The organism is Mycobacterium sp. NAZ190054 (assembly GCF_001545925.1).
Taxonomy (GTDB): domain Bacteria; phylum Actinomycetota; class Actinomycetes; order Mycobacteriales; family Mycobacteriaceae; genus Mycobacterium.
Genome location: NZ_LMVQ01000240.1, coordinates 1 through 5,711, shown reverse-complemented (window position 1 = coordinate 5,711; position 5,711 = coordinate 1). Strand labels below are relative to the sequence as shown.

The window sequence follows — 5,711 nt, the reverse complement described above, 5'->3', positions numbered from 1 at the left end:
CGTCCGGGTTATGCACCAACCGCGGCGCCTCATCCAAATACCTCCGCGGCAAATGATTCTTGAACATATCCGGCGGCTCAACGATGTGATCATCCACGCTGATCAAAATCATCTCGTCCTTGTTCATCGCCGTTCCCGTTCTGTGATGACTTACCGTATGGTCGACAGTTTAGCGCGCGGGGTCAACAGCAGCGAGCTCCCGGATCGGCGTCGGAAGCCGCGTGACGCCGGCGCCAGTACTCGCGTTCGGACAGCGCCGGCGCCCCCGGGTGCCTGCGTTCGTGGTGTTCCAGATAGCGCTGATAATGATTGTCGCCCATCAGAGTTTGGCAGTACCAGCTGATGTGGCGGACGGCCTCCCGTGCGCGTTCGCTAACGCGTCCCATTGCTTCTGCACCTCCTTCTCCGCCGAGGTCATGAACATGCCGGAGGGTGCGAACATCCGCGACGGTATCGGGTCGTCCTCGCTCGTCGGCGCGCCGTGACCGCGAATCGCCCTGAGCGCCACGATCACCCCGGCGGCGAACACGATGATCACCAGCATCGCGAAGACGATCGACAAGGTGCCTTGGATGAACGTGTTCCGGATGACGGCGTCGAGCTGTCCGGCGTCCTTGGCCGCGCCGAAGCTGGTGGCGCCGCCGTCGCGGGCGTTGCGGTACTGGAAGTGCTGGGTCCAGTAGCCGACCTTCGGGTCACCGGAGAAGATCTTCTGCCACGATGCCGTCATCGTCACCACAAGGTCCCACAGCAGCGGAATCCCGGGTATCCACGCCCATTTCAGTAATCCGCGCTTGATCACCACCACCGTCACCACGGTCAGCGCGATGGCCGCCAGCAACTGGTTGGCGATGCCGAACAGCGGGAACAGCGTGTTGATGCCGCCCAGCGGGTCGGTGACACCCATCAACAGGATGCTGCCCCACGCGGCGACGACGACGATGCTGCAGATCCAGGCGCCGACCCGCCAGCTGGGGTTGCGCAGCTTCTTCAGCGGGCCACCGAGGTTGCCGAGCCCGTCGGAGAGCATGAACCGGGCCACCCGGGTGCCGGCGTCGACGGTGGTCAGGATGAACAACGCCTCGAACATGATCGCGAAGTGGTACCAGAACGCTTTGAGGCCCGCGCCGCCGAAGACCTGGTGCAGCACTTCGGACATGCCGAACGCCAGGGTCGGCGCGCCACCGGTGCGCGACACGATGGACTCCTCACCGACGCTGCGGGCGGCGTCGCTGATCTCCTGGCCGGTGACCGGCGGCCCGGACAGCCCCAGTCCGTTGACGTAGTCGGCGGCGCTCTGCGCGGTCGTCCCGGTCGAGGCGGACGGGGCGTTCATCGCGAAGTACAGGTGCTGGTTGAGGATCGCGGCGGTGATCAGCGCCATGATCGCGACGAACGACTCGGTGAGCATGCCCCCGTAGCCGATCAGCCGCATCTGGCTTTCCTTCTCCAGCAGCTTCGGGGTGGTGCCGGACGAGATCAGCGCATGGAAACCCGACAGCGCGCCGCACGCGATGGTGATGAACAGGAACGGGAACAGCGAACCGGCGAACACCGGTCCGGTACCGCTGGTGGCGAACTGCGAGATCGCGGGCGCCTCCATGACCGGCCGGGCGATCAGGATTCCGATGGCCAGCAGCACGATGGTGCCGACCTTCATGAACGTCGACAGGTAGTCGCGCGGGGCCAGCAGGAACCACACCGGCAGCACCGAGGCGGCCAGGCCGTAGATGATGATGCACCACGACAGCGCCACCTTGGACAATGTGAACCATTCGGCGCCCCAGCTGGTTTCGGCGACCCAGCCGCCGGCGACGACCGCCAGCAGCAGCAGGGCCACCCCGATCAGCGACACCTCGGAGACCCGGCCCGGGCGCAGGAACCTCAGGTACAGGCCCATGAAGATGGCGATCGGGATCGTCATCGCGATGGAGAAGACGCCCCACGGGCTTTCGGCCAGCGCACCGACCACGACGAGCGCCAGCACCGCCAGCAGGATCACCATGATCACCAGCACGCCGACGAGCGCGGCCACACCGCCGACGATCCCGAGTTCGTCCCGAGCCATCTGGCCCAGGGACCGCCCCCGCCGCCGTACCGAGATCGACATCACCAGGTAGTCCTGCACGCAGCCGGCGACGACCGCGCCGATGATGATCCAGATCGCGCCCGGCAGATACCCCATCTGGGTGGCCAGAACCGGTCCGACGAGCGGTCCGGCCCCCGCGATGGCGGCGAAATGGTGACCGTAGAGGACCCGGCGGTCGGTGGGCAGGTAGTCGGTGCCGTTCTCGAAAACCTCTGCCGGCGTGGCGTTGTCGTCGCGCGGACGCACGACCTTCATCTCGATCAGCCGGGCGTAGAAGCGGAAGCCGATCACGTAGGTGCAGATCGCGGCGATGACGAACCAGACGGCGTTGACGGTCTCACCGCGGAAGAACGCGATGATCGCCCAGGCGGTGGCGCCCAGCAGCGCGACCACGGTGAAGATGATCTTGTGTTTGACGGTGATCGGCGACCTGTCGATGATCGCCACCGGCGGCAGATCCTTGTCCGTGCGGACGTAGGTGATATTCCCGACGGATTCTTCGATGCGGTCCGATGATGCGGCGGTGGGTGTGGCCACGATGCCTCCCGGTCTCCCTCGTCGGCTCGACTGTGTTCTGCCCTGGAACCATGCCTTGTCTCGATACTGGCACCGGACCGAGCTGATGTGTGGGGAAACTCCCCATTGCGATGTCAGCTTCCGCGTTCGTAGAACTCGCGGACGGTGTCGATGGTGTCGGCCTCGGCGGCGGTCTTGTCGTCGCGGTAGCGCAGCACCCGCGCGAACCGCAGCGCCATCCCGCCCTGGTAGCGCGAGGACGTCTGAATGCCGTCGAACGCGATCTCGACGACCTGCTCGGGCCGGACCGCCACCACATACCCGTCGGTCGGCCCGTCCGCCAGGCCGAGGAACCGCTCGGTCTGCCAGGCCAGCATGTCGTCGGTCATGCCCTTGAACGTCTTGCCGAGCATCACGAAGCCGCCCGCCGGATCCCGGGCGCCCAGATGGATGTTCGACAGCTTGCCGGTGCGCCGCCCGGAGCCCCATTCCACGGCGAGCACCACCAGATCGAGGGTGTGGACGGGCTTGACCTTGAGCCAGCCCGCGCCCCGCCGGCCGGCCTCGTACGGGGCGGTCGGGGACTTGGCCATCACGCCCTCGTGTCCGGCTGCCAGCGTCGTGTCGAGAAAAGCCTGCGCGGCGGCGGCATCCGAGGTGAGCAGCCGGTCCACCCGTTGATCTGGGGGCACGGTCGCGTCGAGTCGGGCGATGCGCGCCTCGGCGGGCAGGTCGAGCAGGTCGACGCCGTCGGCGTGTAGCAGGTCGAAGAAGAACACCGACAGTGTCTGCGTGGCCGCGCCCGTGCTGCCGCCGCGACGGCCGAAGCGCGCGGCCGTGACCTGGAACCGGTGCGGACGGCCGTCGGGTTTCAGCGCGATCGCCTCGGCGTCGGCGATCAGGTCCGTGACCGGCAGCGCCAGCGTCGCGTCGACGACCTCCGGTAGCCGGGCGGTGACGTCGTCGAGGCTGCGGGTGAAGATCGACACCTCGTCACCGCGGCGGTGGATCTGCACACGTGCGCCGTCGAGTTTGGCCTCGAACAACGCCGGCCCGCCGAGGCGCTCGAGCGCGTCGGCGACACCGGTCGCGGTCTGGGCCAGCATCGGACCGACCGGCTTACCGACCTGCAGGGTGAACCGCCCGAGCGCGGACTCTCCTTCGGTGACGGTCGCCGCGGCGACCGCGGGAAGGTCGCCGCCGAGCATCGCGGCGCGGCGCACCACCGCGGCGGGAAGGCCCGCCGCCTTGCCGACCGCGTCGGCCATCACCCCGACCAGCGCACCTTGGCGCAGTTCGCCGGTGAGCAGGCGGCGCAGGAACGTCTGCTCGACGTCGGTGGCCGCGGCGAAGAGATCGGTGAGGAGTGCGGCGCGGCGGGCCTGGGATCCCTTGCCGGACGTCGCGCCGATCTCCCCGAACCGGGCGTCGACGTCCTCGACGGTCAGGGTGGGCGTGTCGGCGGGGTCGGGCACGGAGCGCACCGACGCCCAGCCGACGCCGATCTGACGCTGAGTCAGCTCACCGGACAGCCATGACACGACGACACCGACGAGGCGGGCGTCGCCCTGCTCGCCGGCCGAGCGCAGCAGCTCGGCGATGCGGGCGATCTTGGCCAGCCGTGCCGACGACGCCGCCACGTCGGCGGAAGCCCGGGCGACATCTACCAGCAGCACGTCACGCTCCTCTCAATCCCGCCGAAATGGCATTCCAGCAGCGAAAGTACGAGTGGGGACCTGCTGGAATGCCATTTCGGCGGGGTCACTTCACGGCGAAGGTGATCGAGTGCCAGCCGGTCGCGCCGTCGGGGACAGGGTCGGCACGTTCGGCGGTCTGGGTGTAGCCGGAGTTGTCGGTGGCGCGCACGGTGATCGTGTGGAGCCCGGGATCGCGCGCGTCCCAAGGGAAGCTCCACAACCGCCAGGTGTCGCCGGAGTAGGCGTCGCCGAGTATGGCCTGCTGCCAGTCGCCGTCGTCGATCTGCACCTCCACCGCGCGTATGCCGCGGGTCTGGGCCCACGCGACGCCGCCGAACGTCACCGGGCCGACGGGGACGTCCTGCCCGCTGCGGGGCACGTCGATACGCGATTCGGTCTTGATCGGACCGCGGGCCGACCAGCCCAGCCGCGTCCAGTACGCCTCGGCGCGGTCGAAGCGTGTCACCTCCAGGTCCGTCACCCACTTGGTGGCCGAGACGTAGCCGTACAGGCCGGGAACGACGAGACGGGCCGGGTAGCCGTGCTCGGTGGGCAGCGGCTCGCCGTTCATGCCGACGGCGAGCAGCGCGTCGGCAGCGGTGAGCGCCTCGACCGGTGTGCCCGCCGTCCATCCGTCCACCGACATCGACAGCACCATGTCGGCGTCGGGCTGCACGCCCGCCGCGGCGAGCAGATCACGCACCCGGTAGCCGGTCCACACGGCGTTCGAGATCAACTCGCCGCCAACGGGATTGGACACACACGTCAGCGTGACCACCTTCTCGACCACCTCGAAGCGTTCCAGATCCGCAAACCGGTAGGTGACTTCGCGGTCCACCATTCCGTGGATCCGCAACGCCCAGTCCTGCCTGCTCAGCTGCGGAACGCTCAGCGCGGTGTCGATGCGGTAGAAGTCGGCGTTGCCGGTGACGAACGACGGCAGCGCAACCTCTCCGGGTTGCACCGTGTCCGGGATCGGCGGCGCGGCCCGGTCGACCTCCGGTAGCGCGAACGCTTCCCGGTCGCCGGACACCGACGACGTCCAGCGGTTCACCAGCACACCGACCACACCACTGGCCATGCCCGCGCCGAGCAGGCCGAGCGTGACCAGCGACAGCCGCCTGCCCGCATCGGTGCCCGGCTCATCCGATGCGTCGGTGAACCGGCCGGACACCAGCACGCGCAGCGCGGCGACGCCACACCCGGCCCCGACCAGCGTGGGCACGATGTCGACGACGGTCGTGCCGGCGCGAGACAGCACCGCCGCGCACCCCACCGCGCCTGCGGCGACGATCCAGAGGTAGAAAAGGAATTCATACCATTCCGTGACATGATTCCGGCGCGTCGCGCTGTGGCGTGTATATGAAGTCCCGCCCGAGGCGCAGCTCACGGTTCTGTCGGCTTTAACT

Annotated in this window: 3 protein-coding genes and 1 pseudogene; all 4 read right to left on the bottom strand. The window is 68.3% G+C overall.

The window, feature by feature from the left end:
* Positions 1 to 182 precede the first annotated feature (182 nt).
* Positions 183 to 320, bottom strand: coding sequence for a CstA-like transporter-associated (seleno)protein (locus ASJ79_RS31155; protein WP_369803699.1), 138 nt, complete (start codon positions 318 to 320; stop codon positions 183 to 185).
* Positions 320 to 2,626: a carbon starvation CstA family protein gene (locus ASJ79_RS17240; protein ID WP_067957531.1), complete on the bottom strand. Its 2,307-nt coding sequence runs from the start codon at positions 2,624 to 2,626 to the stop codon at positions 320 to 322. The genes ASJ79_RS31155 and ASJ79_RS17240 overlap by 1 nt, the downstream gene beginning before the upstream one ends.
* A 113-nt stretch (positions 2,627 to 2,739) precedes the next feature.
* A complete protein-coding gene (locus ASJ79_RS17235; protein WP_067957527.1) occupies positions 2,740 to 4,281 on the bottom strand; it encodes an ATP-dependent DNA ligase in 1,542 nt (513 codons plus the stop codon).
* Between the two features lie 85 nt (positions 4,282 to 4,366).
* A pseudogene (locus tag ASJ79_RS17230) lies at positions 4,367 to 5,596 on the bottom strand (molybdopterin-dependent oxidoreductase); the annotation flags it as partial.
* Positions 5,597 to 5,711 lie beyond the last annotated feature (115 nt).